General features: G+C 59.1%; 22 protein-coding genes. 9 read left to right on the forward strand and 13 right to left on the reverse strand.

Annotated features, from left to right (window positions below):
• Positions 1–68: 68 nt before the first annotated feature.
• The 4 genes from VSX42_RS05595 to VSX42_RS05610 all read right to left on the reverse strand — a co-directional run bounded on the left by VSX42_RS05595 (position 69) and on the right by VSX42_RS05610 (position 4,228).
• The gene (locus tag VSX42_RS05595; RefSeq protein ID WP_326503348.1) at positions 69–914 is read right to left on the reverse strand and encodes an NlpC/P60 family protein; all 846 of its coding nucleotides are present in this window, start codon (positions 912–914) and stop codon (positions 69–71) included.
• Positions 915–1,317: 403 nt separating this feature from the next.
• Complete coding sequence (locus VSX42_RS10935; RefSeq protein ID WP_418950776.1) at positions 1,318–1,833, reverse strand: pirin family protein; 516 nt, start codon at positions 1,831–1,833, stop codon at positions 1,318–1,320.
• A 385-nt stretch (positions 1,834–2,218) separates the two neighbouring features.
• Entirely contained in the window at positions 2,219–2,722 is a 504-nt protein-coding gene (locus VSX42_RS05605; RefSeq protein WP_135012911.1) for a CoA-binding protein, read from the reverse strand.
• 3 nt (positions 2,723–2,725) lie between these two features.
• Entirely contained in the window at positions 2,726–4,228 is a 1,503-nt protein-coding gene (locus VSX42_RS05610) for an O-acetylhomoserine aminocarboxypropyltransferase/cysteine synthase family protein (protein WP_326503349.1), read from the reverse strand.
• Between the two features lie 230 nt (positions 4,229–4,458).
• On the opposite strand from VSX42_RS05610, the gene VSX42_RS05615 reads away from it, so the two are divergent.
• Positions 4,459–5,085: a DedA family protein gene (locus VSX42_RS05615; RefSeq protein ID WP_326503350.1), complete on the forward strand. Its 627-nt coding sequence runs from the start codon at positions 4,459–4,461 to the stop codon at positions 5,083–5,085.
• Positions 5,086–5,244: 159 nt separating this feature from the next.
• Here the strand turns inward: VSX42_RS05615 and VSX42_RS05620 are convergent, their stop codons facing one another.
• Complete coding sequence (locus tag VSX42_RS05620) at positions 5,245–6,441, reverse strand: RNase H family protein (RefSeq protein WP_326503351.1); 1,197 nt, start codon at positions 6,439–6,441, stop codon at positions 5,245–5,247.
• A 355-nt stretch (positions 6,442–6,796) separates the two neighbouring features.
• Entirely contained in the window at positions 6,797–7,825 is a 1,029-nt protein-coding gene (locus VSX42_RS05625; RefSeq protein ID WP_326503352.1) for an ornithine cyclodeaminase, read from the reverse strand.
• A gap of 147 nt (positions 7,826–7,972) precedes the next feature.
• Between VSX42_RS05625 and VSX42_RS10940 the strand changes: the two genes are divergently transcribed.
• Positions 7,973–8,407, forward strand: coding sequence for an Lrp/AsnC family transcriptional regulator (locus VSX42_RS10940; RefSeq protein WP_418950780.1), 435 nt, complete (start codon positions 7,973–7,975; stop codon positions 8,405–8,407).
• Between the two features lie 62 nt (positions 8,408–8,469).
• On the opposite strand, the gene VSX42_RS05630 is transcribed toward VSX42_RS10940, so the two are convergent.
• Together VSX42_RS05630 and ilvD are read right to left on the reverse strand one after the other, a co-directional pair.
• On the reverse strand, positions 8,470–10,014 hold the full coding sequence (locus VSX42_RS05630; RefSeq protein WP_326503353.1) for an amino acid permease: 1,545 nt from the start codon (positions 10,012–10,014) through the stop codon (positions 8,470–8,472).
• 332 nt (positions 10,015–10,346) lie between these two features.
• Complete coding sequence (gene ilvD, locus VSX42_RS05635; RefSeq protein ID WP_326503354.1) at positions 10,347–12,185, reverse strand: dihydroxy-acid dehydratase; 1,839 nt, start codon at positions 12,183–12,185, stop codon at positions 10,347–10,349.
• 390 nt (positions 12,186–12,575) lie between these two features.
• On the opposite strand from ilvD, the gene treR reads away from it, so the two are divergent.
• Both treR and VSX42_RS05645 read left to right on the forward strand, forming a co-directional pair.
• Positions 12,576–13,310 carry a trehalose operon repressor gene (gene treR, locus VSX42_RS05640; RefSeq protein WP_326503355.1) on the forward strand — a complete coding sequence of 245 codons (735 nt, stop codon included), beginning with the start codon at positions 12,576–12,578 and terminating at the stop codon, positions 13,308–13,310.
• A gap of 159 nt (positions 13,311–13,469) precedes the next feature.
• Positions 13,470–15,119 (forward strand): alpha,alpha-phosphotrehalase, encoded by a 1,650-nt coding sequence (locus VSX42_RS05645; RefSeq protein ID WP_326503356.1) that lies wholly within the window; start codon positions 13,470–13,472, stop codon positions 15,117–15,119.
• Here the strand turns inward: VSX42_RS05645 and VSX42_RS05650 are convergent.
• Positions 15,116–15,646, reverse strand: a complete 531-nt coding sequence (locus VSX42_RS05650; RefSeq protein WP_326503357.1) for a helix-turn-helix domain-containing protein — start codon at positions 15,644–15,646, stop codon at positions 15,116–15,118. The two genes, VSX42_RS05645 and VSX42_RS05650, sit on opposite strands and share 4 nt — an antisense overlap.
• Positions 15,647–15,822: 176 nt before the next feature.
• Between VSX42_RS05650 and VSX42_RS05655 the strand changes: the two genes are divergently transcribed.
• Positions 15,823–17,358, forward strand: coding sequence for an MFS transporter (locus tag VSX42_RS05655; protein ID WP_326503358.1), 1,536 nt, complete (start codon positions 15,823–15,825; stop codon positions 17,356–17,358).
• A gap of 93 nt (positions 17,359–17,451) precedes the next feature.
• Here VSX42_RS05655 and VSX42_RS05660 read toward each other — a convergent pair whose 3' ends face one another.
• Positions 17,452–18,747, reverse strand: a complete 1,296-nt coding sequence (locus tag VSX42_RS05660; RefSeq protein ID WP_326503451.1) for an adenylosuccinate synthase — start codon at positions 18,745–18,747, stop codon at positions 17,452–17,454.
• A gap of 268 nt (positions 18,748–19,015) precedes the next feature.
• Between VSX42_RS05660 and VSX42_RS05665 the strand changes: the two genes are divergently transcribed.
• Together VSX42_RS05665 and VSX42_RS05670 are read left to right on the forward strand one after the other, a co-directional pair.
• Positions 19,016–20,041 (forward strand): Ltp family lipoprotein, encoded by a 1,026-nt coding sequence (locus VSX42_RS05665; protein ID WP_326503359.1) that lies wholly within the window; start codon positions 19,016–19,018, stop codon positions 20,039–20,041.
• 104 nt (positions 20,042–20,145) lie between these two features.
• The gene (locus tag VSX42_RS05670; protein WP_326503360.1) at positions 20,146–20,571 is read left to right on the forward strand and encodes a low molecular weight phosphatase family protein; all 426 of its coding nucleotides are present in this window, start codon (positions 20,146–20,148) and stop codon (positions 20,569–20,571) included.
• A 93-nt stretch (positions 20,572–20,664) separates the two neighbouring features.
• Here VSX42_RS05670 and VSX42_RS05675 read toward each other — a convergent pair whose 3' ends face one another.
• Positions 20,665–21,651, reverse strand: a complete 987-nt coding sequence (locus VSX42_RS05675) for an aldo/keto reductase (RefSeq protein ID WP_418950777.1) — start codon at positions 21,649–21,651, stop codon at positions 20,665–20,667.
• A 146-nt stretch (positions 21,652–21,797) separates the two neighbouring features.
• On the opposite strand from VSX42_RS05675, the gene VSX42_RS05680 reads away from it, so the two are divergent.
• A complete protein-coding gene (locus VSX42_RS05680) occupies positions 21,798–22,208 on the forward strand; it encodes a methylenetetrahydrofolate reductase (RefSeq protein ID WP_326503362.1) in 411 nt (136 codons plus the stop codon).
• Between the two features lie 103 nt (positions 22,209–22,311).
• On the opposite strand, the gene VSX42_RS05685 is transcribed toward VSX42_RS05680, so the two are convergent.
• Both VSX42_RS05685 and VSX42_RS05690 read right to left on the reverse strand, forming a co-directional pair.
• Positions 22,312–23,829, reverse strand: coding sequence for an MDR family MFS transporter (locus VSX42_RS05685; protein WP_326503363.1), 1,518 nt, complete (start codon positions 23,827–23,829; stop codon positions 22,312–22,314).
• A gap of 94 nt (positions 23,830–23,923) precedes the next feature.
• A complete protein-coding gene (locus tag VSX42_RS05690) occupies positions 23,924–24,571 on the reverse strand; it encodes a Rho termination factor N-terminal domain-containing protein (protein WP_326503364.1) in 648 nt (215 codons plus the stop codon).
• 270 nt (positions 24,572–24,841) lie between these two features.
• On the opposite strand from VSX42_RS05690, the gene VSX42_RS05695 reads away from it, so the two are divergent.
• Positions 24,842–26,818, forward strand: a complete 1,977-nt coding sequence (locus tag VSX42_RS05695) for a M13 family metallopeptidase (RefSeq protein WP_326503365.1) — start codon at positions 24,842–24,844, stop codon at positions 26,816–26,818.
• Positions 26,819–26,951 lie beyond the last annotated feature (133 nt).

Raw genomic sequence — 26,951 nt, forward strand, 5'->3', positions numbered from 1 at the left:
TGAAAAAGTCCCGCTCCCTGGTGAGGGAGCGGGACTTTTCTCAAGAAAAGACGCTGTTGGCGGTTGCCTTAGCTGTTGTAGCCAGCGGGTGATACGAAGATCGGTGCGGACGCGGTGGGCAGGTTCACTGAGAAGATGGAGGTGCCCATGCCATTCCAGCCACCGTGTACAGCCTGACCGTTGCCAATGTAAACAGCGATGTGCTGCTGGCCGAAACCGTTGGACTGGTAGAGAACCAGGTCGCCGGGCTGGGGGTTGGAGGTTACGGTACCCAGTGACATGTAGTCCATGGGCCAGCCGTGGAAGTTGATGCCAGCGGCACGCAGGGAGTTGGTTGCCAGCATGGTGCAGTCGGTCTGAGCGTTGACGGCTGCGGCGGCCAGGGCGGCTGCTACAACAGCGTCGCGCTTAGCCTGGTTGGTGGCGGTGGAAAGAGTGGGGGTTGCTGCGGGAGCGGCGGTGGTTGCTGCAGGTGCAGGAGCGGGTGCCTGGGTTGCTGCAGGAGCTACAGTCTCAACGGGGGCAGGAGCGGGGGTTGCCTCTACAACCTCAACGGTCTCGGACTGAACAGCAACGGTGGCTTCTTCGGCAGGAGCTTCAACGGGTGCTTCTTCAACAACCGGAGCTTCTTCTACGGGAGCCTCTTCAACGACGGGGGCTTCCTCAACGGGAGCTTCTTCGATGACGGGGGTTGCCTCGACGGGCTTTTCGGGAGCTACGATGTAAGCGGGAATACCCCAGCTTACAACCTTGCCTTCACCTGCAACGGCGAATGCCTTGAGCAGGGGGGCTGAAACAGCTGCACCGTTGTCTACGGTGGTCTGCGGGGCTTCATTGACGGCTGCGTTTGCTGCTGCGAGAACAGCGCCGGACAGGATGACGCCTACCGCACCTACTGAGAGTGAACGACGCAATGTTGTACCTTTCGTCTCTTCTTGAGATTTCGCAGCCGGGTTGCTGCTACTGCTGGGTGGCCCATACGTGGGGTTTGTGGGCTCCCATGCTTCCCTCGGAAGCTGATTGGACTCTGAACAGCCTATAACGATTTGGTAACGATGTATACCGAATCGTTATAAAAAGTTGATTTTCCTGCCCTATGTCACGTCTCTAAAGACACCCAAAAGACCCTGAAAATCACCTGTTAATACTGGTCACCCTGGGGTTACTGGCGAGTAACCTGTGCGGGCAGAACCTACCGAAATAAAATGCGACACGATAGCGGCCGGGTCACGGTTTCATGACGAAACTGTGACCCGGCCGGTTACTTAAGGGGGCTTTGAAGGCGGACGCGCACCCGCCCACTCCCCTGCCCGGGGGCTAGTCGCCGCGTAGCTTCAAGCACGCGTTGGGCAGATCGGGGGCAGGAGTCACTGACGTGCGAAGCTTCTCTTCATATTCCCCGGGCAGCAGCACCACCCCGCCAAAGCGGGGGTAGCCGGGGCCGGCGTCCTGCCCACTCCCCTGCCCACCGACAGTGAGGGCCTCGGGCACAAAGTTTTCGAAGGCGGGGGCGGTGTTCATGTCTCGGTGGGGCAGGGCGATCCAGAGTTGGATGCCGTGCAGCACGGTGGTATCTGGCGTGGAGTATTCGGAGTGATTGATGCCGTAGCCGGCGGTCATAAGGTTGAGTTCGCCGGGGCGGACGGGGGTGAGTGGGTGTGAAGGTTGGGGCAAGCGGACGGTGGAGGGCAGATACGCCGAATGCGACTCCTTTTCCCGAGCGGGCGTTGCTTTAACGTCCTGTTGGGAAAAGGAGTCGCATTCGGCGGTGCGCCCTAGGCAGAGAGGACGGTCTTGCGACGCTTTAGCTGAGTACCAACGTCCTTCAGCCAAGTCCCACGGTTAGAAACCGCAGGGACTTCCGTAGTGGGGGGTATTTCCCGGCGTGCAGGCGCTATCCGGGCTGCTGGGTACTCTTCCCCGCACTCGCGGGGGTATTTCCAGCGAGCAGCGCCTTCGGTTTAAGGTACATAACATTCCCCGCTCAGGCGGGGTACTTCTGTTGGTAACCGCCACCTATGGACACGGCTTGCCCATTCTCCGCTAAAGTGGAGGAATGCCTTAACGTTATAAACCCATATGAGGAACAGCGATATCCTTACCTGCGCCAGATACAGTAGAGACTTAAACTCAGTGTTCTCGGGAAATACCCATTTAAACCAGAAATGACCACCTAGTTCGTGGTCATTTCTGATGTAGATGGTACCTACCCCAGGGGCTAGGCCAGCACCTGCCGCTTTGACGAAATCACGCCGGTCACGAACCCGGCCAGGTGCAGGCCGCCGTGGAAGCGGGCGTGCTCAATCTTCACGCACCGGTCCATCACCACGTTCAGCCCGGCGTCCTCACCCAGGCGCGCAGCCTCCTCATTCCATGATCCCAGCTGCATCCACACCGTCTTCGCGCCTACCTCAATGGCTTCCTGAACCACACCCGGTAGGTCCTCGTTGCGGCGGAAAATCTCCACCAGGTCAGGGGCCTCAGGCAGATCAGCCAGCGACGCATACACCTTCTGCCCCAGCACCTCCTTACCCTTCGCCGCCAAAATCGGGTTCACAAAATACAGGGTGTAGGGGCTCGACGACTGCAAATACGTCGCCACAAAATACGAAGACCGCGAAATCTTGTCAGACATACCCACAATCGCAATGGACTTCGTCTCGTGCAAAATCTTCAGTCGCTCAGGCGCGCTGGGGCCTTCCCAGGTACGAATCTCAGTCACGGCTTAAGCCTCCTTCTTGGGTGCAGGAATTTCGCAGGCGGGTGCGGACGCTCCAGCCCCCTCACGCGCTGCGCGCTCGGCAGCGTGGGCGGCGGCGTCCGCCTCCAGTGCCTGCTTCTGGGCAGCTGCCTCAGCTTCGGCAGCCTCGCGGCGGGCTACCAGCTCGTCCGCGCTGGCAGTACCGACGACCTCACCGGCGTGGTTGCGGCCAGAGGCAATGGTCAGAGCCTGGTCCAGGTCCCAGATAATATCGACGGCATCTTCCAGCCCCACCGAAATACGAATCAGGTCTTCGCCCACACCACCGGCTGCCAGCTGCTCAGCGGTCAGCTGCTGGTGGGTAGTTGAGGCGGGATGCAGAATCAGGGTTCGGGCATCGCCAATGTTGGCAAGGTGCGACGCCAGCTGCAGGTTCTTGATGAACTCGGCGCCCACGTCGCGTCCGCCCGCCTTCTCAGTACCGGCAACGCCGAAGGAGAAGACCGACCCAACACCCAGCGGCAGCAGCTTCTGCGCCCGCTCATAGTGGGGGTGCTCGGGCAGGCCGGCGTAGTTAACGTAGGAGATGCGGGCGTCCTCGTTCAGCCAGGCAACAACGTCCTTAGCGTTGGCCAGGTGGGCGTCCATGCGCTGGGGCAGGGTCTCAACGCCCTGCAAGAGGTTGAAAGCGGCCTGGGCTGAGAGGGAGGGGCCAAAGTCGCGCAGCTGCTCCGAACGCAGCTTGGTCAAAAAGCCGTACTCGCCGAAGTTACCCCACCAGGAAATGTTGTTGTACGAGGGAATCGGCTCGGTCATGGTGGGGAACTTGCCATTGCCCCAGTTGAAACGACCCGACTCGACGACCACACCGCCCAGGGTGGTGCCGTGCCCGCCCAGGAACTTAGTGACCGAGTGAATCACTATGTCAGCGCCATGCTCAATGGGGCGAATCAGGTAGGGGGTAGAGAGGGTGGCATCGACGACCAGGGGGATGTCGTTCTCGTGGGCCACACGGGCCAGGCCCTCTAGGTCAGCGACCTGACCCGAGGGGTTAGCCACGGTCTCGGTATAGAGGGCCTTGGTTTCGGGGCGGATTGCGGCGGCAAAGTCGGCAGGGTCGGTGCCGTCCACAAAGGTCGTGTCGATACCGAAGCGGCGCAGGGAAACATCCAGCTGGGTGATGGTACCGCCGTAGAGGTTGGACGAAGCAACGATATGGTCGCCGGCCTGGCAGAGTGCCGCGAAGGTAATGAACTCAGCGGCCATACCCGAGGCAGTCGCTACCGCGCCGATACCGCCCTCCAGCGAAGCGATGCGCTCTTCCAGCGCCGCCACGGTCGGGTTGCCCAGGCGGGAGTAGATGTTGCCGTACTTCTGCAGGGCAAAAAGGTTGGCGGCGTCGTCCGCGTCCTTAAAAACAAAGGAGGTGGACTGGTAAATCGGAACCGCACGGGCACCGTGCTCGGCGTCGGGGGTACCGCCCGCGTGCAGGGCGCGGGTGCGGAAGCCAAAAGTATGCTCAGCCATGGACTCTCCTGATGGTAGGCGTAGTTCTCTACCCTCCATAGTCACCCATGCCCGCACTGCGGCGGTAACTTATTTCACCGTGTGAACAGGTTACGCAGCGTTACTATAACGTGACCAAAACCCCCAGCTTCTCTACAAGCTAGCTCATAGGAAAACACAGGGTTCTACGAGAGAATAGAGAAAGTTTTGTCACCGGGCGGCTGCCCGCACTCGCAGAAGAAAGGGCACTCGTGCTCCAGAACATTATCGACTGGGTTATCTCCATCATGGAAGCCATCGGATCCCCCGGTGTTGGCCTGGCGGTCTTCCTTGAGAACGTCTTCCCGCCCATCCCCTCCGAGGTTATCCTGCCGCTCGCTGGCTTCACCGCCTCCCAGGGCTCCATCAACGTAGTAGCCGCCTTCATCTGGGCGACCGTCGGCTCCCTGGCCGGCGCCTACTTCCTCTACTACCTGGGGGCTGCTATCGGGGCTGACCGCCTGCGCAAGATTGCGGCCTGGATGTGGCTGGTCAAGGTTGAGGACGTCGACAACGCCCTGGCCTGGTTCGACAAGTACGGCAAGGCCTCCATTCTGATCGGCCGCGTAATCCCCGGTATTCGTTCCCTTATTTCGATTCCCGCCGGTATCGACCGCATGAACCCGCTGACTTTCGGTCTTTATACTCTGCTCGGTTCCTCCATCTGGAATGCCCTGCTCATCTACTGCGGCTGGGTCCTGGGCGAAAACTGGCACGCTGTTGAAGGCGTCATCGATCAGTACTCCAAGGTGGTCTACGCCCTGGTAGCCCTGGCCCTGGTGGCCATCTTCATCTGGCTGCTGCGCCGCGCCCGCCAGGAAAAGCGCGACGTAGCCTAACGGCGGGCGTCCTCACGGCTTAAGCTGAGCCCCGCGCCCGCACCTGCTCCCCTCGCCCATGGGGACCTTAAAACCTAAAAGGGACCGCGTAATACGCGGTCCCTTTTAGGTTTTAAGGTCCCCTTTGAGGAAGTAAGGCGCCCTACGGCAGCGGCCCCGCTACTTCCACAAGCGGTTACGGGCGTGCACCACCGACGGGCGAATCTGAATCCAATCCGCACAGGGCAGACGCAGAGCCTTCTCACACCCAGACAGGGCAGTAATAATAGACTCGCACCGCTTGTTGAACTCAGAGACATGCCCCTTATCCACAATCTGCCCGGGGAAATGCCGGTGCATCTTCGACACAGAATCCGACGACTCCTGCAGCCCGTGCCCGGTATGCCCCGGGATGTGCTTCACCAACACCCGGCGCTCCCGAATGGCCTCGGTCAGCCGCCCCATCTCGTCCAAAACCTGCTGGTTCTGCACGCCCTCTTCAACCCAGGTGTTGTAAACCCAGCGGTTGTGCGCCAGGCGCAGCACAAAGGTCAGAGCCCCCAGCGAATCGGTGTGAATAATCAGCTGACGGCCACCGTGGTAGAAGATATTAAAAGCAGCCAACATGGCCGAGAGTTCCCCGGTCATAATGTTCGTTGCATCGTAGTGGGCGTGGAAGAAGAAGCCGTCTTCGCTCACCCCGCCGATGCCCATGCGTCCGCCCTTTAAATACTTCTTATTGTTCGTTGACCTGTACGAACAGTCGGTAAAGACGCTGTACTCCACCAGCTTCTCTACCGGCAGCTGGGCGGTGTTCTTCTCAAACTCGGTATGGGCCAGACGCGAGGCCTCGTCCATGAAGTGGGGCATGAGCTCCCCCGCGGGAGTGCCAATCAGCTTCACGTGAATCTCACCCAGAGAGTGCGACTCGTAGGGGTTCATCACCTTATCGATAGAGCGGTACTCCAAAAAATCGCGGAAGGCCGTGAACTTGCGGAAGAGCAGCTTCAGGTAGTGCTTATCGGCGGCCACAGTGATGAGGTTGGTCTTGTAGTCCTCGGGGATAGCCTCCATCGCGGCCAAGATGGCGCGGCCGAGCATGTCGGTGTGCACGGTGTCGCAGGGGTCCATGAGGCTGTGGGTCAGGGATTCGGCGATAGGCTCGCTTTCAATGACCTCTCGCTCGCCGTTTTCACGCGAGATAAAGGCGAAGGACGTCAGCCCCACATGGCAGTCACCGGCGGCTCGCACCTGGTCCATGACCACCACAATCACTGCCACGCCCTGCTCGGTAAACCCTGCCGGGTAGGAGCTGGTGTAGTCTGGCGGCTCCCAGGTTAGTTCACATTTTTTGATATGTGCAGGCGTGATTTCCACATTATTCAGCTCCTAGGGGGTGTCTATAGTTGTTTTGCTTACTCTTTAAAGCTATATCAAGTTCACGCCGTTTTGCCAACAGGTGAGGGGCATCGGGGCCCTCTTCACTCTCTCGGTGAACACCCACCAGCTTCGCGGAGCGTCCACCCCGCGCGTAAGCACCGCGCGAGTCTGGTGGGCACTCACGGACGGGCGGGCGGACGCCGAGGCAGCCCGGCAGGAGACAAACCGGGTAAGAACTACAAAACCCCACACAAGGACGCCTGCCCCGGCTTACGTAAGCCGGGGCAGGCGTCCTTTGAAGCGGTACTCACCGCTACCCAAGATTTATAGAATATGGCTCATCTAGACCTGATTAACCTACGGGCTTGAGCGATCCAACAAGTGAAAATAGGTCTTTAGGATCCTCAGGGTCAGCGATAAGTTCAATGTAGTCCTGCAAATCGCTATCTTTAGTCCAGTCACGCACACACCGCAAGGCAGAGAAATCAGCAATTGCAAAACCAACTGAATCAAACAAAGTAATTTCTTCATCTGATGTGCGTCCTGACTCAGCTCCGGTGAGAACCTTCCAGAATTCAACCACAGGGAAGTCGTCCTCTACCTGCTGAATCTCGCCTTCAATACGGGTTTGAGGCGGGAACTCTACAAATACAGTAGAGTCACGCACGATTTGCTCTTCTAGCTCTGTCTTACCCGGGCAGTCACCACCAACCGCATTGAGATGCACTCCCGGAGCTACCTGATCACGAGTCAAGATTTTGTTTTGGGCTTTATCTGCAGTGCAGGTAGTAATGATATCGGCGCCCTCCACAGCTTCATCGACAGAGGAAGCTGTATGGATTTTAAACCCAAGAGGCTCCATGTTGCGGCGGAACTTTTCCATTGCGGCAGGATCTGTATCAAAGATCCTCAAATCCTCAATCCCCATTGCAGCACGGAAACCTAGTGCCTGGAACTCTGACTGCGAACCGCTACCGATCATCGCCATAGTACGAGACTCAGGACGTGCAAGTTTTCTTGCCACCATAGCTGAAGTAGCTGCCGTGCGCAGAGCGGTTAACAGAGTCATCTCTGCAATAAATGTAGGATAGCCATTATCAACATCTGCTAGCATCCCATACGCGGTAACGGTTTGGAAACCACGGGCTGGGTTTGAAGGGTGGCCATTGACGTACTTAAACGAGTACTCTTCGCCATCGGAGGTGGGCATCAGTTCAATGACACCAAATGGTGTATGGCTAGCCACACGGGCAATTTTGTCGAACTTCTCCCACCTCGTGAAGTCACGTTCGATGTAGTCGATCATGGTGTCGATAATTTTTTCAACACTCTCGCGCTGAATCCAACGTGCCATATTAGTGACATTAACAAACTGAACCATGTAGTGCTCTCTTCATTGAGGATGGACTAGATACAAACCTGTGACAAGTACAACAGTACAATCGGTCACCATAACCTAAAAGTAAAAAAATGATCTATTTTTCACCTGATGAGAGCAGATTGTATATACAGCACTAACATTATGACTATGAGACCTTTGAGTGACCTAGAAACCAAACTCATCACTGAGTTACGCATCAACGGGCGAGCTTCTATATCTCACCTTGCGGAGACATTGGGGGTGACGCGGGCAACCGTTACGAAGAAAATGGATGCTCTCGAGAGCGAGGGCATCATTGTTGGCTACACCGTGCGGACCACAACAGATAGTCGCCCCGATGAAGTACACGCTATTTCCATGGTTGCACTGGAACGCAAAAATGCCACCCAAGCCATCGCAGACTTACGCGGGGTCCCCGAGGTTATGGCGTTACATACTACTAACGGCAGCTGGGACTTGGTTCTCGAAGTAACCTGCAGAACCCTAGCCGACTTCGATAGAGTCCTGCATCATATACGTTCTGTAGCCGGAGTCGTAAATACTGAATCTAGCCTGCTTCTTCGCACCATTAGTCGGCTGTAGAAGAAGGGCGCCCATACCGCCATGAGGTGTGGGCGCCCTTCTTTCATGTGTGAGACTCTGAGTTAGTCGTCTGAGGTAAGATCTCTGTGGATTTTCACGCTACCTTGTGTGCGTTGCAGGTAAGCGTCGGTTCCCGGACGATGGGCAACAATAGGGAAGTTGCCGGTGTAGCCTTCTCGTACACGAGCAATCTCGTTAACCCGGTTACGTACAGCAAACCAACCTCCTACTAGTACAGGAACCAGTAGGATAAAGGAACCGAGAGTCCAGGTTCCCACCGGGTAATCTACGGCCATCAGCACAATCACAGCTGCCAAGAAGGCAAGTACCAACCAGTCGCTAACGGGCGACAGAGGAGCGCGGTATTCAGGGCGTTGGTATTTACCTTGCTTCGCTAGTTTGACGAATTTCATGTGCGAAAGAGTAATTGCGGCCCAACCCGCCATTGTTCCTAGAGCACCCATATTCAGCACAATCTCAAAGGCCTGCTCTGGGACAACAAAGTTAAGGAATACGCCAGCAACCGCCACTCCTGCGGTGAGCACAATACCGCCAAAAGGTACACCGCTCTTAGTCAGCTTGCCCGCAAATAATGGAGCTGACCCTGCTTGAGACATGGAGTACATAATGCGACCGGTTGAGTAGAGACCGGCATTCAGTGATGAAAGTGCCGCTGTAATAACCACTAGCTGCATGATAGGGGCAGCATACTCAACACCAATCGACCCAAAGAAAGTTACGAATGGGGATTCACCAGCCGAGTAGGCGGTGTAGGGAAGCAGTAGACACAGTAGAAGCACAGATCCAACGTAGAACACTGCAATACGCAGAATCACGGTGTTGATGGCTCGGGGAATGATTTTGCGAGCGTCCTTAGTTTCACCGGATGTAGTGCCCACCAGTTCAATACCTGCATAGGCAAAAACAACACCTTGAACCACAATCAAAGCAGGCAGTACCCCGTTAGGTATTAAGCCTCCGTTATCGGTAATGAGTGAGAATCCGGTAACGCTACCTGTCGGAGTACCAAAAATCACCATGTAGATACCCACTAACATAAAAATTACAAGCGCGGCAATCTTGATTAGCGAGAACCAGAACTCCATCTCGCCAAAGACCTTCACCGAAACTAAGTTGAAGCAGAGTACAAAGCAGACCACGATGAGGGCCATAATCCACTGATCCACTCCCGCAATAAAGGAGCTGTATTGACCGAACCATTTGATATAAATGGCGATAGCAGTTGCATCAGCTACGGCAGTCATTGCCCAGTTGAGCCAGTACAACCACCCAGATACATAAGCGGCTTTCTCCCCGTAGAATTCGCGGGAGTACGAAACGAAAGAGCCTGATGAAGGTCGGTGAACAATCAGTTCACCCAGAGCACGCAAAATGAGATAGCCGAAAAAGCCACAAATTGCATAAAGAATAAATAGTGAGGGACCAGCAGTTTCTAATCGTGAGCCTGCGCCCAAGAAAAGACCAGTACCAATCGCGCTACCCATAGCAATCATTTGAAGCTGGCGGCGACCTAGGCCTTTGTGCAAGCCATCATCTTCGTGAGCGAAAGGATCTTCGGTCACGACTGGAGGTGTCTGTTGCGACATGACATCCCTTATCTGTGTAGTGAGGATTTCAAGCCACAGGTTTATCAATATGTAGATTACATCACAAGTCTGCCAAAGGGAAACAGACCAAGAAAAAGCTTCAGCGGCTACCGGGGGAGCACCACCCTCGCGTGGCGTCCACCCCGCGCGTAAGCACCGCGCGAGTCTGGTGGGCACTCACGGACGGATGCCCCCTCCCCTAACAGCCCGGGCAGGCAGGGGGCGGACGCGCGCTGAGTTAACCCGGGCAAGCCCCCTCCAGCACAAGGATGCCCCGCCCCGGCTTGTGCAAGCTGGGGCGGGGCGTCTTTATTTTGGGTGAAACCGCGGTTTTACTCGGGGACGATGCGCACCGCGCCTTTGTCGGCGCTGGTGACCATGGAGGCGTAGGCGCGCAGGGCGCTGGAGACCTGGCGTTCACGGGGCTTGGTGGGCTTCCAGGGGGCAGGGCCCTTCTTAGCCCGACGCTCGGCCAGCACCTCGTCGGAGACGTTCACGCGCAGGATGCGGTTGTGAACGTCAATCTCGATCTCGTCACCGTGCTCAATCAGGCCCACGGCGCCGCCGGCGGCAGCTTCGGGGGAAATATGGCCGATGGAGATACCGGAGGTGCCACCCGAGAAGCGTCCGTCGGTAATCAGGGCGCACTTCTTACCCAGGCCCAGACCCTTGAGGTAGGAGGTGGGGTAGAGCATTTCCTGCATGCCGGGGCCACCCTTGGGGCCCTCGTACTGGATGACGACGATGTCGCCCTCCTTCACGTTCTTCGACAGGATTTCGAAGACGGCCTCGTCCTGGGACTCCACCACGAAGGCCTTGCCGACGAAGTGGAAGAGCTCCTCGTCGATACCGGCGCTCTTGATGATAGCCCCGTCCTCGGCGATGTTGCCGTAGAGCACAGCCAGACCGCCGTCCTTGGTGTAAGCGTGCTCAACGGCGCGGATGCAGCCGTTTTCGGCGTCGGTTTCGTGGCTCTCGTACTTGTTGGCGGTAGAGAAGGCCTGGGTGGTGCGGACGCCGCCCGGGGCAGCCAGGAAGAGCTCCTTGGCAGTGTCGGTGGCGGCGCCGGAACGGATGTCCCAGTCAGAGAGCCACTGCTGGAGGGAGTCGGAGTGCACGGAGTGGACATCACGGTTCAGCAGACCTGCGCGGTCCAGTTCGCCGAGCAGAGCGGGAATACCGCCTGCGCGGTGCACGTGCTCGATGTGGTACTTGGTGGAGTTGGGAGCTACCTTGGCCAGGCAGGGCACCTTACGGGAAATCGCATCGATGTCGCGCAGGGTGAAGTCAACGCCGGCTTCGTGGGCAATCGCCAGAATATGCAGAACGGTGTTGGTAGAGCCGCCCATAGCAACGTCCAGGGCCATGGCGTTCTCGAAGGCAGCCTTGGTGGCAATGGAGCGGGGCAGCACGCTCTCGTCATCCTGCTCGTAGTAGCGCTTGGCCAACTCAACAATCTTGGCGCCAGCTTCGAGGAAGAGCTGCTTGCGGGCAACCTGGGTGGCCAGGGTGGTGCCGTTGCCGGGCAGGGCCAGGCCGATAGCCTCGTTCAGGCAGTTCATGGAGTTAGCGGTGAACATACCTGCGCAGGAGCCACAGGTGGGGCAGGCGTTCTTCTCAACCTGGGCCAAGGCGTCGTCGCTGACGCTGTCGTCTACGGCCATGACCATGGCGTCCACCAGGTCGAGGCGGTGCTCAACGACGCCCTCGATGCCTTCACCGGATTCCATGGGGCCGCCGGAGACGAAGATGACGGGGATGTTCAGGCGCATAGCCGCCAGGAGCATACCGGGGGTGATCTTGTCACAGTTAGAGATACAGACCAGGGCGTCGGCGCGGTGGGCGTTGACCATGTATTCGACCGAGTCGGCGATCAGGTCGCGGGAGGGCAGGGAGTAGAGCATACCGTCGTGGCCCATGGCGATACCGTCGTCCACGGCGATGGTGTTGAATTCCTTGGCTACGCCGCCTGCTTCGCGGATTGCACCGGCGACCAGTTCGCCCATGTTCTTCAGGTGCACGTGGCCGGGCACGAACTGGGTGAAGGAGTTGGCAATAGCGATGATGGGCTTGCCGAAGTCGTCGTCGCCCATGCCAGTGGCGCGCCACAGTGCGCGGGCACCTGCCATGTTTCTGCCGTGGGTTGATGTGCGCGAGCGCAATTCTGGCATCGATAGCTCCCAAGAAAGTTTGTGGTTGGAGATTTGGGTACTAGTCTACGCCTGAGCGCGGGTAGTCCACAGGATGGGAAGCGGCGTTCTCACATACTGGAGAAGGGGCGGACGCCGGCGGCCCGCTTCTCACGACGAGAGAGTGCGTTTCGCGCCACACCCGGTGCGAGCAGTGCTCTTACTAACCATTGTTTCCGCATGCCAGACTCGCACCCTCCCGGTAAAAACCGGCATGTCACTACCCTGTCTAACGTGTGACACAAATTTATAGGTGTTTCTCTCGCAAACCCCTGAGGTGCGCCCTAGACTATAGGGAAACACAATCACCGTGTGAAACCCTCACTCCATCTCACACAATGTGCTCTTGCACCTATTACATAGGGGAACCAAATGGGAAAGTTTGAACGCATCTACCACGACCTGGCTCGTGATATTGATGAAGGTAAGTACGGCGTGGGCGACCTGCTGCCCAGCGAAAAGAAGCTGACCGAGAAGTACAACGTCTCTCGTGAGACCGCCCGCAAGGCCCTGGCAATTCTGACCGACCGCGGCTACATCCAGCGCATCATGGGTAAGGGCTCCCTGGTCATTGACCACAAGCGTTACTCCATTCCGGTGTCTTCTCTGGTGAGCTACAAGGAATTTGCCGAGTCAACCAGCCGCGACACCCAGACCGAACTGGTTGAGCTCGAAGACGCTATCCTGCCCCACGTACCTTTCCAGGCCCTGACCGATGGTGCCGTTGAGCAGGTTCCCGTCACCCATGTCATGCGCGTGCGCCACATGGATGGTGCCCCCGCCATTATCGACCACGACTACATCATCAAGAGCGTAGTTCCCGAGATTCCCCGCGAGGTCGCGGAGGATTCCCTCTACCACTACTTCGAGGGTGAGCTGGGCCTAAGCATCGTATCATCTGCCAAGCAAATCACCATCGAGCAGGCTACCCCCAACGATGCCAAGTACCTGAACCTGCACGCTGGCGAGTACGTTGCTGTGACCACCTCTATCACCGTGCTTGAGGACGGCACCGCCTTCCAGTACACCATCTCCCGCCACCGCGCCGATAAGTTCCGTTACCTGGACTTCGCCCACCGTCGCCAGGAAATTCCGGTTTCTGAATAAAGTTCCACATCGGCTGCGACAAAGGCCGAAGCACCTGTTAGACAGGTAAGCTTAAGAAGCGTACCCCGCTTTGACGGGGCACGCTTCTTTTCTTTTACCCCACCTAACCTACCGGGCGCAGCCACCCCAGCACCGGCGTCCCACCCTTTGGAGCACACTATGAGCTTTCACGATAAGGTCATCTACCAGGTCTACCCCAAGTCCTTCTACGATTCGAGCGGCAACGGCATAGGCGACCTGCGGGGCATCATCGAGAAGGTCCCCTACATTGCCTCGCTGGGGGTGGACATGGTCTGGTTCAACCCCTTTTTTGTCTCGCCGCAGAACGATAACGGCTACGACATCGCCAACTACTATGAGGTAGACCCCGCAATGGGCACCATGGCGGACACCGAAGAGCTGATTACGGCCTTGGGGCGAGAGGGCATCGGGGTAATGTTCGATATGGTGCTCAACCATGTCTCTACCGAGCACGAGTGGTTCCAGCGGGCACTGGCCGGTGAGAAGGAGTACCAGGACTTCTTCTACCTGCGCCCGGCGCAGGAGGACGGCTCCCTACCGACCAATTGGGAGTCCAAGTTCGGTGGCCCGGCCTGGTCACAGTTTGGTGATACCGACCTCTACTACATGCATCTCTACGACGTGACCCAGGCAGACCTGAACTGGCACAACCCCAGGGTGCGCGAAGAACTCTTTAAGGTCGTAAATTTCTGGAAGGACAAGGGCGTTCGCGGCTTCCGCTTTGACGTGCTCAACGTGATTGGCAAGGCCGAGGATCTGCGGGATGCGGCCCCCGGCGAGAACGACAAGCTCATCTACACCGACACCGACCGCGTACACCCCTGGGTGCAGGAACTGCACCGGGCCACCTTTGGCGGCACCGAGGGCACCGTGACTGTGGGTGAGATGTCATCGACCACCATCGAAAGCAGCGTGCGCTACACCAACCCGGCTAATGAAGAGCTGGATATGGTCTTCTCCTTCCACCACCTCAAGGTGGACTACGATGGGGCCGAAAAGTGGTCTGACGTGCCCTTTGACTTCATGGCGCTCAAGAGCCTGCTGACCGACTGGGCCGTGGGTATTCAGGCAGGGGGCGGCTGGCAGGCGTCCTTCTGGAATAACCACGACCAACCCCGCGCCCTCAACCGCTTTGGTGACGTGGAGCGTTACCGGGCTGAGTCCGCCACCATGCTGGCTGCTGCCGTGCACCTGACCCGCGGCACCCCCTACATCTACCAGGGCGAAGAGATCGGCATGGTTGATCCGGTCTATTCATCCATGGATGACTACGTGGACGTTGAATCCCACAACGCCTTTGCCATTCTGCAGGATCGGGGCGTGAGTAAGGCCGAGGCCTTCCGCATTGTCACCAAGAAGTCCCGCGATAACTCCCGCACCCCCATGCAATGGGATTCTTCCGAATTCGCCGGCTTCTCGCGGGTAAAGCCCTGGCTCATGCCTACCTCGCAGGCCGACATTAACGTTGAGCGCGAAGAGGCAGAGGGTACCATTCTGCCCTTCTACCGGGAGCTGGTGCGCCTGCGTCATGAGCTGCCGCTGATTGCTGAAGGGTCTTATGAGCCCTTTGCCCGCGAGCACGAGAGCGTCTACGGTTTTGTGCGCGAGCACGAGGGCCAGCGCCTGCTGGTGCTCTGCAATTTCTACGGCCAGGACGCCGCCGTGCAGCTGCCCGCGGAGTTCGCGGCGGGGTCGGTGCTTCTGTGTAATTACAAGAATGAACCCGCGCTGGGGGGCAATGAAATCGTGCTCCGCCCCTATGAGGCGGTAGCGGTGCTGGCTGACTAGCCTTTGAGCTGCTCTACTACTTCCAGCAGGGCATCCATGTCGCCACTGAGGGCAAGGTTGGGGCGGGATTCGCTACTGGCGACCGCCGCGTTGTAGTAGAGCCCGTCCCCCATCAGCAAGATAACGCGGGCCACCGCATCCGAGGGAACCTCGGCCCGAATCATCTCAAACCAGCGCCCCTGGATCCTGTCGTAGACCTCGGCTACCTTCTCGGCGGCGTCCTGACGCAGGCGCGACGCGGCCACAAACACCCGGTCAAAAGGGGTGTCTTCGTACATGGAGGTGCGCACATAGTAGGCGCAGGCCCCGGCCGGGTCGCCCGCCATAGCCTTGAAATCCTGCTCAGCGAGCGCCCAGGCCCGCGCCAACAGCCCATCGACCAGGGCTGTCTTATCGGGGAAATGGTAGAGCAGCCCACCCTTCGACACCCCGGCGCGGGCGGCAATAGCGTTCATGGACGCCGCCCGCTCCCCCTCTTCAATGAGCAGGGCTTCGTAGGCGTCGAGGATTTTTTCGCGAGAACTCATGTGCCCCACCCTACCGCCTCCCCACTTGAAAACAAAACCGTCCAGACGGTATAGTAATGAGTGTGTTCCTGGCGAGCACCCCGCTACCGATGAGCGGTGTAGCGTACCGCCGGCGTCCTGCCCCCGGTACCGCACCCGCACCAACCCCAGGTAGCCGTCCTCACGAAAGAGCAGACATGCACCCCGCAACCGGCCAAATGAGAGCCGTTACCGAACCCACCACAGCCCCCTACTCCCGCCGCTGGGCGGCCCTAGCCGTCCTTATGCTGCCAGTGCTGCTGGTCTCAGTCGATAACACGGTGCTCTCCTTTGCCCTGCCCGAAATCTCAGCCCAGCTTTCGCCCAGCGGCACCCAGCTGCTCTGGATTAACGACATTTACCCGCTGATTCTCTCGGGTCTACTCATTCCCGCAGGCAGCATGGGTGACCGTTTTGGTCGCCGCACCATGCTCCTGCTGGGCGGTTTCGGCTTTACCGTCATTTCAGCTGCCGCGGCCTTCGCCCCCACCGCCGCCTGGCTCATTGCCGCCCGCGCCGGTATGGGTATCTTCGGGGCCATGCTCATGCCCGCGACGCTCTCGATTATTCGCAACATGTTTGCCGACGCTACCGAACGCCGCACCGCTATCGCCATTTGGGCCTCAGGCTTTGCTGGCGGTGCAGCTCTGGGCCCGGTTGTTGGCGGCTTCCTGCTGGAACACTTCTACTGGGGCTCGGTCTTCCTCATGGCTGTGCCCGTGCTACTGCCCATGCTCCTGCTGGGCTTCTGGCTGATTCCCAATTCCAAAGACCCCAACCCCGGCACCATCGACTTCGTCAGCATCGCCCTGATTATGGCGACCATGACCCCCTTCGTCTACGCCATCAAGCACTTTGCCTACGACGGCTTCGACCTGCTCACCGTCGTCCTGCTGCTGGTAGCAACCATCTGCGGCATTGCTTTTACCCGCCGCCAGCTGGCACGCACTAACCCCATGCTGGACGTGCGCCTCTTCACCAACAAGCAGTTCACCGGCGCGGTGCTCACCAACCTCATGGCGATCTTCTCACTGGTTGGCTTTCTCTACTTCGTCTCCCAGCACTTGCAGCTGGTCAGCGGCCACTCTCCCTTTAGTGCGGCTCTACTGCTACTGCCGGGTCTGGTGCTGACCGTTGTTGCGGGTCTGGTGGTTGTCTATATCGTCAAGATCCTCAAGCCCTGGATCGTCATTTCAGGGGCCCTGCTCATGAATGCAGCTGCCTTCGCCCTGGTCTTCTTCACCGCTAATTCAGGCTCTGATACCGGCATTCTGGTGGCTTTTGCCTTACTCGGTGTGGGTATCGGCTTTGCCGAGACCCTGACCAACGACATCATCCTGGCCGCTGTGCCCCCGCACAAGGCGGGTGCGGCGTCCGCTATCTCGGAGACCGCCTATGAAACCGGCTCGGTCATGGGTACTGCGATTCTGGGGTCGATTCTGAACGCGGCTTACGTTGCCCACCTGGTGGTGCCCGAGGGGGTCAGCGCTGCGGACGCGGACGCCGCTCGCGAGACCCTGGGCGGAGCGGCGGAAACTGCCGAGCGCGTCGGCGGGGAAACCGGCGCTGCCCTACTAGCTTCGGCCCAGCACGCCTTCGACTCGGGTGTGGTTTATACGTCGGCTATCGGCGTGGTGCTGATGCTGATCTGCACTGTGATGGTGGTGCGCACCCTGCGCGGGGTAAAGATGTAGGAAGGGACCGCAAAACTTAAAAAGGACCGCATATTTTGCGGTCCTTTTTAAGTTTTGAGGTCCCCTTGTAAGGAGGGGGCGTGGACGTCCGCCCTACTTTTCGTCCTCAATCAGGTCGCGCACGACGATGGTCTGCTCGCGGCCGGGGCCAACACCAATAGCGGAGATGCGGCAACCAGAGATCTCTTCTAGCTTCTCCAGGTAGAGACGAGCGTTTTCGGGCAGCTCGTCGAGGGTCTTGGCCTCGGTGATGTCTTCGGTCCAGCCGTCGAAGTACTCATAGATGGGCTTGGCGTGGTGGAAGTCTGACTGAGTCATGGGCATTTCGTCGTGGCGAACACCATCTACATCGTAGGCGACGCAGACAGGAATCTTCTCAAGCCCAGTGAGCACGTCCAGCTTGGTGATGAAGAGGTCGGTGAAGCCGTTGATACGTACAGCCTGGCGGGCCAGAACCGCGTCGTACCAGCCGCAGCGGCGGGGGCGGCCGGTGTTCACACCGAACTCACCACCGGTGGTGCGCAGGAATTCACCCATCTCATCGAAGAGTTCAGTGGGGAAGGGGCCAGCACCCACGCGGGTGGTGTAGGCCTTCTGAATACCGATGACGCGGGAGATACGGGTGGGGCCAACACCGGAGCCAACGGAGGCACCGCCTGCAGTGGGGTTGGAGGAAGTCACGAAGGGGTAGGTGCCATGGTCAACGTCCAGGAAGGTAGCCTGGCCGCCTTCCATGAGCAGGGTCTTACCCTCGTCCAGGGCCTTGTTGAGCAGCTGGGTTGACTCAACAATCATGGGGGCCAGGCGGTCGGCGAAGCTCATGAAGTACTCCACGATTTCTTCGACCTCAACGTGGCGACGGTTGTAGACCTTGACCAGCAGTTCGTTCTTCTGGCGCAGGGCACCTTCAACCTTCTGGCGCAGGATGGACTCGTCGAGGATGTCCTGCACGCGAATGCCCAGACGGCCAACCTTATCCATGTAGGTGGGGCCGATGCCGCGGCCAGTGGTGCCGATGGCGCGCTTGCCGAGGAAGCGCTCGGTGACCTTGTCCATGGTCTGGTGATAGGGCGCTACCAGGTGGGCGTTAGCTGAAATTTTGAGCTTGGAGATGTCTGCACCTCGCGCTTCGAGGCCGTCAATTTCTTCGAAGAGGGCCTCGGGGTTCACAACGACACCGTTGCCAATGACGGGCACAGCGTTTTCTGAGAGAATGCCGGCGGGAAGGAGCTTGAGCTCAAACTTCTGGCCGTTGACGACGACGGTGTGGCCGGCGTTGTTGCCGCCGTTGGGCTTGACGACGTAGTCGACGCGGCCGCCGAGCAGGTCGGTTGCTTTGCCCTTACCTTCGTCGCCCCACTGGGCGCCTACAATCACAATTGCTGGCATAAGTCTTACTCCTGAATAGGGGGTCACCTGCCGGGTTTCACGGCGGTGGGGTGGGGCTGCGCGGCCTGTGCGGACAGCGCGGACGCAGGGCACACCATTCTTAAGGATAGCAAGGGTAAGGGTGGTTTGTGTTTGGGTGAGGTATTCCAGGTTTTGCGCTGCTAGCGGTAGAGGGTGGGCGGACGCCGGTGGCAGGTTCCCTGGAATCATCGAGAAATAATCCGACATCTAGCCAGCAGGTACCCAGTTCGTCTTTAAGCTGGAGTGTATGAGCGAAAACCCATACACACCTAACACACCGTTTTCTCAGCCCAATCAGCCAGGTGGGCCTTCCGCGCCTGCTGGCGCTTATGCCGCACCGGGCCAGCAGCCCTACTACGATCCCTATGCCTCACCCCAGCAACCTAACGGCAAAAAGCCTAAGAACGTGGTTGGCCTGGTGGCTCTAGGCCTGGGCATCCTCGGCTTTATCCTAGGTTGCATCCCCGCGGTCATGTTACTCGGTTGGCTCTTGCTGTTTGCAGCTTTTGTGACCGGCATTGTTGGCCTTTTCCAGAAAAACAAGGAAAAGGTCACCTCGATTATCGCCATTGCACTCTCGGTGATCGGGTCAGTGATTTCAGGTATCGTCCTGTTTTTCTTTGCCTTCAACGCCATCGCTAACGATGCCGAGCTCCAGCAGAATTTGAAGGAGCTTGAGTCAGCGGCAGCTAGCCCGTCGGCAGCTGCTCCCATACGTTCCACAGCCCCGGCTACAACCGTCCCAACTACAACTACCCCTGCCGCTTCGAGCGCGCCATCTACCGAAGCATCTCAGCAAACTAATGCCGCCACCAGTGATGTACCCCGCGATTACAGCAATGCCCTTTCCACCGCAAACCGCTACCTTAGCATCATGGATTTCTCATACGCAGGCCTCTACGAGCAACTCACCAGTGAATACGGTGAAAAGTTCTCACCTGAGGCAGCCCAGTATGCAATGGATAATCTCAACGCTGACTGGAATGCTGAAGCCTTGGGAAGCGCACAGAACTACATCGATATCATGCCTTTCTCATACGCGGGTCTCTATGACCAGTTAACTAGTGAATACGGCGAACAGTTCACACCTGAGCAGGCTCAATATGCAGTAGATAATGTTAAGGCAGATTGGAATGCTGAGGCTCTAGAGTCAGCCCGTAATTACCTAGATACTATGGATATGAGCACAAACCGTCTCTACGATCAACTCACTAGTGAATACGGTGAAAAGTTCACCCCCGAACAGGCCCAGTACGCCATCGACAATCTCTAAAGACGAGAAAAATATAAAAGCCCGCCCTGACCCCTTCTCTGAGAAGGGGGTCGGGGCAGGCTTTTATGTATGTGGAAGTTCTTGGTGAATCATATGATGGAACTATGACTTCCACCCCTCACGTTCTTTTTATCTGCCAGTCCAACAAGGGCAAGTCTCAGATGGCTGAGGCCCTGATGAACCTTCACGCGCAAGGACGCGTGCGAGCAACGTCTGCGGGCACCAAGGCTGCGGTGGGCAGCGCGGTCAATGCGGAATCAGCCGCCTCGCTCGCCGAACTCGGCGCAGATATGAGCAAGGGTACGCCCAAGTTTGCGAGCGCTGACGACCTGGCTGTTGCCGACCGTATCGTCATTCTCGGTGGGGCGGCCCAGCTTGAAACTACGGATGAGGAGATCTTGGCTAAGACCGAACGCTGGAATACTGTGGAGCCCTCCCACGAGGGAATTGAAGGGGCTGAGCGTATGAACCTGATTCGGGACGATATCGACGCCCGTGTCCGTGCCCTGCTGGCTGAGCTCACCGTCTAGTTCTACATACAACGGGCACGCCTTCCTTCTCTTCTTCACAGCCGCTAGCGTCGCTGGTAAGAGAGGGAGGGCGTCGTATATTGGGCGGGCACTTTAGAAGAGTGCCACCTTCGGCGGTGCCGGGAAGATCTCGTCGAGGCGGGCGAGTTCGTCCGCGTCAAACCGGCGGACGACGGAAGCGGCGTTGGCGCGCACCTGCTCCTCGGTGGTGGCACCGGCAATGACGGAGGAAACCGGCTCCTGCTGAGCCAGCCACGAGAAGGCAACCTGCACCTCAGTGAGATCGAGCTCGGCGGCAAAGGCTGAGAAAGCTTCGAGCTGGTCCCAGTTGGCGCCGTCCAAAATATCGGGTTTGATGCGGGTCAGGCGCCCGTCGGCAGGAGCAAAAGAGCGGGAATACTTACCCGTCAGCAGGCCGTTGGCCAGGGGGAAGTAGGGCAGCACGCCCAGCCCGAATTCGCGGGCGGCGGGCAGCACCTCAAGCTCAGCGCGGCGGTCGAGCAGGTTGTAGTGGTTTTCAGCCGCAATGTAGCGGTGGCCCAGGGCCCGGCCCAGGTGTTCGGCGTGGGCAATCTGCCAGCCGGTGTGGTTGGATGACCCAATGTAGCGCACCTTGCCCTGCTCAATCAGGGTGCCCAGGGCTGAGAGGGTTTCTTCCATGGGGGTTGCCGGGTCGGGGGTGTGGTGGAAGTAGAGGTCGATGTAGTCGGTGCCCAGGCGGCTCAGGGAAGCCTCAACCGCCCGCATAATATAGCGGCGGGAGCCGCGCACCCCGTGATCGGTGCCGTTAGCCCCGCCCATATCCATACCGAACTTAGAGACAATCACAATCTCATCGCGGTCGATTCCGGTCTCGCGCAGGGCCTTCCCAAACATGGTTTCAGAAACACCCGGTTCAGCCCCGTAAATATCTGCCACATCGAAAAGGGTAATGCCTGCTTCAACGGCGGCGGTGATGACGGCGTTGGTTCCGGCTTGCGTTTCGGTGGCGGTTTTGGCGCGGCCCAGGTTATTGCACCCCAGGCCTACATGTGAAACGGTGAGGCCGCTTTTTCCCAGTTGTCGGTATTCAATGCTCATACCCTTCATATTACTGTCATGTGTCTCACCACACCCGGCACAGAGTCAAAGAGCTACACAGAGCGGCAGTTTCTTGCCAGCGCCCTACCTGCGCTCCTACTGTAGAACCATCAAATCTATCCAGAGCGACCAAGAGACCTAGCTCGATGACGTCGCAGCACCCCCTGACGGGAAAGGGTGCTCCTTCTAGGACCGATAGAGTGCATCACCAGTGGGAGCGGCCACCGCACTGTGTGGCGCCCTCCCGCCGCCAGTGGGAGCGGCCACCGCATTCTTTCGGGTCTACCCAACGACCTGTGCAGAAAACCCTGGCCTTGCTCGACCATCTGGTGCATGAAACCCGGCTCACTCCCCTGGCTCACCTCACCTGTGTGGGGCACACCGCCGAGGAGCTGGAAACTGCTGTTCGCCGTATTCTAGCGATCGGCGTCCGCGGGTTTTTAGCCCTGCGCGGCGACCTGCCGCCGGGCAGCACGCAGGCGCCTGACATCCCTCTTGCTCGGTCCCTGGTCGCCGCAACCGAGGCTGTACGAGCCAGCCTCACCGTAGCGGTCTAGCAATACCCCGGGTAGGCAAAAGGACGTCGTCTCCCACCTTCCCTGCCGCCTGGCAGGAGGGTGGGAGGCGGCGTCCTTGCATCCGCGAAGCGCAGGTGCGTCCCTAGTGGGCCATGGGCACAGAGCCCGCAGCCTGCTTGCCGGCAGGCAGAAGCAGGGCTACCACGATAGAGCCCAGCGACATGAAGGCTGCCACCAGGAAGGCAAGGTGCACACCTGCCATGTAGGCCTCGGTACCGGTGCCGCCGTGGGCAGCTGAACCGATACCCAGCAGGGCCACGAAGAGAGCGGTTGCTGCGGCACCGGATACCTGCTGGAAGGTGGTCATAGCCGAGGATCCAAAAGCGTGCAGCTCGTGCCCCAGAGAGCCCAGACCCAGCGACATCATAGGAGTATTGATGAGCGGCAGGGCGAAGGTCATAAGCATGTAGGTGCCCACCAGGTACCAAATCGGGGTCGTGGCGCTAAAGGTGCTCATCAGCCAGATAGAGGCGCTAAAGAGAAGGGCACCGGGGATGACCAGGGTGCGGGCACCGAAGCGATCCGACAGGCGGCCGACGAAGGGGCTCAGCACGGCCATGAGCACACCACCGGGCAGCAGCATCAGGCCGGTCTGCAGGGCGCTCAGACCCAGCACATTTGCGGCGTAGAGGGGAATCATAATCGCGGTTCCCAGCATGACTCCCATACCCAGGGAGGTCATAATGACGGTCAGGGTGAAGGGGCGGGCACCGAAGATACGCAGATCCATGAAGGGGCCTCGGTCTTGCAGCTGAATCTGACGGCGGGCGAACACTGCCAGCAGGGCAGCTGAGATAGCCACAATAACCCAGGGGTTAACGGGTAGGTGGGCGCCACCATGGGAAGAATCGCCGCCCATGGATGAAAGCCCCAGTACCAGGCCGCCGAAGCCCAGGGTGGAGAGAATAATTGAGAGCACATCGAGCTTCTGCGAGTTACCCTCGGGCTTCTCGGCAGGTGCCAGACGCAGGCCAGTCACCAGGGCGATGATGCCGATGGGCAGAATCAGCCAGAAGAGCCAGCGCCAGCCAGCGGCGTTCAGGATGATGCCCGAGACGGTCGGGCCCGCGGCGGGAGCGGCCGAGATGACCATACCGATGATGCCCATAGCCTGACCGATTTTACTGGGGGCGACCAGGCGCATCATGGTGGTCATGAGCAGCGGAATCATCACACCGGTACCGCTGGCCTGGAGTACGCGGCCGACCAACAGCAGGGCAATGCCGGGGGCGGTGGCAGCCACCAGGGTGCCCAGGGAGAAGAGGACCATAGCGCCCACAAAGACCGTGCGGATGGAGTAGCGGGAGATGATGAAGCCAGAAGCCGGGGTTACGACCGCCATGGTCAGCATGAAGCCGGTGGAGGTCCACTGGGCGGTTGAGGCGCTGATGTTCAGGTCTGACATGATGTCGGGCAAGGCTACACCCAGCAGGGTTTCATTAAGAATCAGCACGAAAGCCGCGATTACCATAATGGCCAGGAGCAGTAACTCCTGGCGCTCTAGTTTATGGGCGGCGGGCATTGATGCGGTGCGCGCTGCCGGTTCGGTGACCGCGTGCGCTCCAGTTTCGGGGTTGGGGTGTGTTTGCGTAGAAGACATAGGTGTTAAGCCTACTCTTTGCAGCGCGCTCGCGTAATAGCTGGTTGCTCACAGACCCAGGTCACACCTGCCTAGGCGAGCTAGGCCAGCGGACTTACTGGGCGGCGCGCACCGCAATCAGCAGATCACCCTTGTTCATGGACGAGCGGCCCGGCACCTCAAGCTGTTTCGCCAGCTCGTAGAGCTCAGCACGCGTCAGCTCCGCCAGGGGGCGCACCTCTGCAACGAGGAAGGTCTGGTCATCGCTCTGCAGATCGGGGGCTTCTTCCTCACCCTCGAACGCTTCAAGATCACCGGGCTCCAGGCTCTCAGCATCAAGAATCTCTTCGTAGCCGGCGGTTTCTTCCCCGCCCTCGGTTACATCAGCCAGAATCAGCTCAGCTTCCCGCTGGGCCGCGCTCTTCTTATTGTTCTTAGCTTTCTTCTTTGAGTCCTTCTTGTCAGACTTCTTCTGGTCGGCCGTCTTCTCTGCCTTTACTTTCTCGGAGCCCTTCTTACCCTTACCGGCAGAGAGGGCGGCGGCGCCCTTACCCTTGGGCGCAGCCTGAGGCTTATCGGTAATTTTTTTGTACTTCTTACCCACCAGCTCGTACTTCTTCTCAAGCCTCTTCTGGGCCTTCTTGCGGGCTTTCTTCTCGTCGCCGTGCTTGTCTAGGGCCTTGGCGTAGGCCTTCACATAGCGCTTCTGCGCCTTGTCGCTGGAGCGCTTGAGTTCCTTGCTGAGTTCTAGTTTCTTGCCCATGGTTCACCTTCCATTTATCAGTGTTCTTATTGTCTAAGCGTAGTCCCGGTCACGCGCCACCCCAAGCGCGGCACGGTTTAGTTACGCCCCTCCTGCCGACTTTGTACCGCGCTCTGCCCACTTTTGACCCAAAAAGTGGGCAGAGCGCGGTACAAAATAGCGGGGCGACAATACGGAGTAGCGGAAGGGGATAGAACAGCCCCTCACGCTCTGAGCCGAACCCGCGCAGGGCACCTGACGGGTGGCGTCCGCGCCCCTAAACTAGGTGATATGACTAACTCAGGTATCGACACTAGCTTCCTAGACCCCGCGACCAGCCCCGCCGACGACTTCTTCCGTCACGTCAACGGCACCTGGTACGACGCCCACCTCATCCCCGCCGACCGCTCCCGCGACGGTGGCATGTACTTCCTGCGTGACGCCGCCGAGGAGCACGTGCGCGACATCGTCGAGAAGTTCGCCGCCGAACAGCCGTCCTCACGCATTGGCGCCCTCTACTCATCCTTCATGAACACCGAGAAAATTGAGGCGGACGCCGTCGCCCCGCTTCACGCCGAGGTGCAGCCGGTGCTGGACGCGGCTACCCCCGATGATTTTGTGCAGGTCATGGCGGAGCTTGACCGCCAGGGCCACGGTGGCCCCTTCGGCTGGTACACCAGCATCGACGCGAAGAACCCCGAGAAGTACGTGCTCTACCTGGCGCAGACCGGCCTGGGTCTGCCCGATGAGTCCTACTACCGCGACGAGAAGTACGCCGAACTGCGCGAGGCCTACGTCGCCCACATTGAACGCATGTTTGAGCTGACCGGCCTGGCAGAGAACTTCGGACTTGAACCGGCGGACGCCGCCCGCGCCGTCTTCGCCCACGAGACCGAAATTGCCTCCCACCACTGGGATAACGTGCGCACCCGCGACGCCGATGCCCGCTACAACCCGGTCGATGCCGCCGAGCTGGACGAGAAGTTCCCCGGCTTCCCCTTCACCACCTGGTTAGCTGGCATGGGCATTTCTACCGAGAAGGCCGGCACCGTTGTGGTCAACCAGCCCTCCTACTTTGAGGCAGCCGCCCAGATGTGGGCCACCGCTCCCCTCTTCATCTGGAAGCTCTGGTACATCTGGCACATGGCCCACTCCCGCGCCCCCTACCTCAATCAGGCCATCGTCGAAGAAAACTTTGACTTCTACGGCCGCACCCTCTCAGGCTCCGAAGAACTGCGCGACCGCTGGAAGCGCGGCGTCAGTCTGGTCGAAAACTCCCTGGGCGAAGAACTGGGCAAGGAATACGTGGCCATTCACTTCCCGCCCACCCATAAGGCCAAAATGATGGAACTGGTCGACGACCTGCTCGAAGCCTACCGCCGCTCCATCACCGACCTAGACTGGATGACCGACGAGACCCGCGCCCGCGCCCTCGAGAAGCTCAGCAAGTTCGTCACCAAGATCGGCTACCCCGACAAATGGCGCGACTATTCCACCCTGGAACTGACCGACGACCTCTTCGAAAACCTGCGCCGCTCGGGCGTCTTTGAACACGAGTTCCAGGTCACCCGCATCAACGAGCCCGTTGACAAGACCGAGTGGCTCATGACCCCGCAGACCGTCAACGCCTACTACATGCCCCCGGCCAACGAAATCGTCTTCCCCGCCGCAATTCTGCAGGCCCCCTACTTCGACGTGGACGCGGACGCCGCCGTCAACTACGGCGCCATCGGCGGCGTCATTGGCCACGAGATCGGCCACGGCTTCGACGACCAAGGCTCCAAGTACGACGGCACCGGTGCACTCAACAACTGGTGGACGGACGCCGACCGCGAAGAATTCACCGCCCGCACCAAGGCCCTGGTGGAACAGTACAACGGCTACACCCCCACCGGCCTCGACCCCAAGAAGTTTACCGTCAACGGCGAACTGACCCTGGGCGAAAACATCGGTGACCTGGGCGGCCTCTCCATCGCGCTCAAGGCCTACCAGATTTACCTGGAACGCCAGGGCCTCACCCTCGAGACCGCCCCCGTCATCGACGGCCTGACCGCCACCCAGCGCGTCTTTATCTCCTGGGCCCAGGGCTGGCGCATGAAGACCCGCCCACAGACCGCCGAGATGTTCCTGGCCATCGACCCGCACTCCCCCGAGGAGTTCCGCGTCAACGGTGTGGTCCGCAACATCGACGAGTTCTACACCGCCTTCGATGTGCAGCCCGAGAACGCCCTCTACCTGGCACCGGAGGAGCGCGTGCGTATCTGGTAGAAGAAACTACATAAGGTGCAGGGGGCTTTCCCTGGAAGGCGACTGGCTGGGTCTGGCATGAATCGAGAGAGCGCGCCAGCGCGAGCTCGAGAAGGTTAGTCGCCGGAGGGGAAAGCCCCCTGCGCCCTTAGTA

Source organism: Rothia nasimurium, assembly GCF_035916755.1.
GTDB lineage: Bacteria > Actinomycetota > Actinomycetes > Actinomycetales > Micrococcaceae > Rothia.

Coding starts and splice junctions, on each gene's coding strand:
- VSX42_RS05685 (WP_326503363.1), bottom strand. CDS start 23,829: ATGTCTTCTACGCAAACACACCCCAACCCCGAAACTGGAGCGCACGCG.
- VSX42_RS05695 (WP_326503365.1), top strand. CDS start 24,842: ATGACTAACTCAGGTATCGACACTAGCTTCCTAGACCCCGCGACCAGC.
- VSX42_RS05675 (WP_418950777.1), bottom strand. CDS start 21,651: ATGAGCATTGAATACCGACAACTGGGAAAAAGCGGCCTCACCGTTTCA.
- VSX42_RS10940 (WP_418950780.1), top strand. CDS start 7,973: ATGAGACCTTTGAGTGACCTAGAAACCAAACTCATCACTGAGTTACGC.
- VSX42_RS05655 (WP_326503358.1), top strand. CDS start 15,823: ATGCACCCCGCAACCGGCCAAATGAGAGCCGTTACCGAACCCACCACA.
- VSX42_RS05670 (WP_326503360.1), top strand. CDS start 20,146: ATGACTTCCACCCCTCACGTTCTTTTTATCTGCCAGTCCAACAAGGGC.
- VSX42_RS05610 (WP_326503349.1), bottom strand. CDS start 4,228: ATGGCTGAGCATACTTTTGGCTTCCGCACCCGCGCCCTGCACGCGGGC.
- VSX42_RS05660 (WP_326503451.1), bottom strand. CDS start 18,747: ATGCCAGCAATTGTGATTGTAGGCGCCCAGTGGGGCGACGAAGGTAAG.
- treR (WP_326503355.1), top strand. CDS start 12,576: ATGGGAAAGTTTGAACGCATCTACCACGACCTGGCTCGTGATATTGAT.
- VSX42_RS05690 (WP_326503364.1), bottom strand. CDS start 24,571: ATGGGCAAGAAACTAGAACTCAGCAAGGAACTCAAGCGCTCCAGCGAC.
- VSX42_RS05630 (WP_326503353.1), bottom strand. CDS start 10,014: ATGTCGCAACAGACACCTCCAGTCGTGACCGAAGATCCTTTCGCTCAC.
- VSX42_RS05625 (WP_326503352.1), bottom strand. CDS start 7,825: ATGGTTCAGTTTGTTAATGTCACTAATATGGCACGTTGGATTCAGCGC.
- VSX42_RS05665 (WP_326503359.1), top strand. CDS start 19,016: ATGAGCGAAAACCCATACACACCTAACACACCGTTTTCTCAGCCCAAT.
- VSX42_RS05680 (WP_326503362.1), top strand. CDS start 21,798: ATGACGTCGCAGCACCCCCTGACGGGAAAGGGTGCTCCTTCTAGGACC.
- ilvD (WP_326503354.1), bottom strand. CDS start 12,185: ATGCCAGAATTGCGCTCGCGCACATCAACCCACGGCAGAAACATGGCA.
- VSX42_RS05650 (WP_326503357.1), bottom strand. CDS start 15,646: ATGAGTTCTCGCGAAAAAATCCTCGACGCCTACGAAGCCCTGCTCATT.
- VSX42_RS05645 (WP_326503356.1), top strand. CDS start 13,470: ATGAGCTTTCACGATAAGGTCATCTACCAGGTCTACCCCAAGTCCTTC.